The sequence below is a fragment of the Anaerosporobacter sp. genome (assembly GCF_965301125.1).
The window spans coordinates 1-1731 of record NZ_CBDLAM010000370.1 but is presented as its reverse complement, the minus strand read 5'-3'; the positions used below and the strand labels follow the sequence as shown (position 1 = coordinate 1731).

At 32.5% G+C, this 1731-nt stretch carries 4 protein-coding genes; 2 read left to right on the top strand and 2 right to left on the bottom strand.

Annotated features, from left to right (window positions below; genetic code table 11):
* Window positions 1-489: 489 nt before the first annotated feature.
* Both ACW2QF_RS20080 and ACW2QF_RS20075 read right to left on the bottom strand, forming a co-directional pair.
* The gene (locus tag ACW2QF_RS20080; RefSeq protein WP_455717790.1) at window positions 490-702 is read right to left on the bottom strand and encodes a hypothetical protein; all 213 of its coding nucleotides are present in this window, start codon (window positions 700-702) and stop codon (window positions 490-492) included.
* A 63-nt stretch (window positions 703-765) separates the two neighbouring features.
* On the bottom strand, window positions 766-993 hold the full coding sequence (locus ACW2QF_RS20075; RefSeq protein WP_455717789.1) for a helix-turn-helix domain-containing protein: 228 nt from the start codon (window positions 991-993) through the stop codon (window positions 766-768).
* A gap of 208 nt (window positions 994-1201) precedes the next feature.
* On the opposite strand from ACW2QF_RS20075, the gene ACW2QF_RS20070 reads away from it, so the two are divergent.
* Both ACW2QF_RS20070 and ACW2QF_RS20065 read left to right on the top strand, forming a co-directional pair.
* Window positions 1202-1474: a hypothetical protein gene (locus ACW2QF_RS20070; RefSeq protein ID WP_455717788.1), complete on the top strand. Its 273-nt coding sequence runs from the start codon at window positions 1202-1204 to the stop codon at window positions 1472-1474.
* Window positions 1471-1731: hypothetical protein (locus ACW2QF_RS20065; protein ID WP_455717787.1), on the top strand; the 261-nt coding region annotated here is incomplete at its 3' end. The genes ACW2QF_RS20070 and ACW2QF_RS20065, both read left to right, overlap by 4 nt.

Below are 1731 nucleotides of genomic sequence, written 5' to 3'. Positions count from 1 at the left end.
GGCAAGAGCATGTGTGTTTCAACTAAATGAAGACGGAATAGCAAGCTGATTTATTACTGTTGACGCGGATATTGAATACAATCAAGAAACAGTAGCTTTTTATATAAAAAACGGCTTCGTTGAAAATCTCAAATACAAGAAAAAGAAAAGTGATATGGTTAGTATGAGAATAGATATATTCAATCAGGAACAAATTGAAGAATTGCAATTAGCTAGCTCTAATTAGATTCGTACATATACACAAGGCACTCTCTTATGAGTGTCTTTTTCTATATCCAAATATATCTAAACGCAGAAATGACGCAAGCCGAAGCCTACGCCACTCTGCAAATTAAAGTAATTTGTATACTCACTTTTATTAAACATGCACGCAATTAATATTACATTATTATACATTATTTGTCAATATAAAGTTTCTTTCGATTAATAGCTCCTCTGTCTTAACTGACTTAGGGGCTATTTTTTTACATTTTTCTATACACTCCAAAACTAATTTTGTCTTTTTATTGTAAACCTATATGGCTTAATGTCATCTACCAGCATCTCTTCCAAATACTCTTCCCTATACATAAAATCCCAAAGGTTGTATAGATGTTTGAATGATATTTGAGCGTTATCAATGAAATGTATAGAACACTTGTCGGCAATCATATCATAAAACATTTTCGTTTCTTCGTCTGTAAATTTTAAATTTTTGTCCATCATACACTTCCTTAATTACGAGTATAGCTTATTGCTGTACCCTATTTTTTTTACTCTACTCTTCTATGCTTTCTTACCGTTAATCATCACATCTTTTTCTACTGTTACTACCGCTTCTACTGGTAATTCTAAGTAATTACAGATTCTATCTATAACGTCTAACGAAACGGCTTCATTGTGCCCCATCCTAGCCAAAGTCCTTCTAGCTATTCCAAGTTTATCAGCCATTTCAGTTTTATTAATTTTACGTGTAAATAATTCTAACCATAACTTATCATAATTAACGCTCACTTTGCTGCCACCTCCACTAAGCAAATTATACAACATGCCATTTTTTAAGTCAAACATGTATATCATATATGGCATATCCTAGTACTATAAATGGCATGATATGATATTTTTAGTTGACATCATACTATTAAAAATGTATACTTGTGACATCAAGCGGTATTTTGGCGATACATTGCCGACACTTAAATAAACATTAGGGGGTATTATAGTGAACATAAAAGATAATCTGACGACACTATCACGATCAGACTACTTTATTTTAGCCACGTTGTATTCAGCAAAAGCTTTTAATGGATTAACAGGGATGACGCAGGATGAAATTAGGAATAATGGAGTTGTTTTAAAGAGGACTGCTATGTATAAACATATCAAATTACTTGTAAAGCATAATTATATGAGCGAATGTGGTAAGAATGGACATGAAAAAGTTTACTGTATAACTAAACAAGGAAGATTATTTTTTGAGGAGGACGTAGAATGATTAGAAATGATGTTACGTTTTTAGGAATTGGTCAATGTGGCTGTAATATAGCCTATGAAGCGGAACAGCTTGGTTACGATACATTACTGATTAACACCAGCTTAGAAGACTTAAATTCTATTAAAGGTGCTAAACACAAATATCACATCAAGAACGGCGAAGGCGCCTCTAAGAAAAGATCTAAGGCAAAAGAATTGGCGATTGATTCCGTAGATGATATATTAGACAAACTTAATCAATACTGCACTAAGCAAATA

Excerpts from the sequence above, each read along its gene's own strand:
- ACW2QF_RS20080 (WP_455717790.1), bottom strand. The coding sequence starts at position 702 with ATGGACAAAAATTTAAAATTTACAGACGAAGAAACGAAAATGTTTTAT.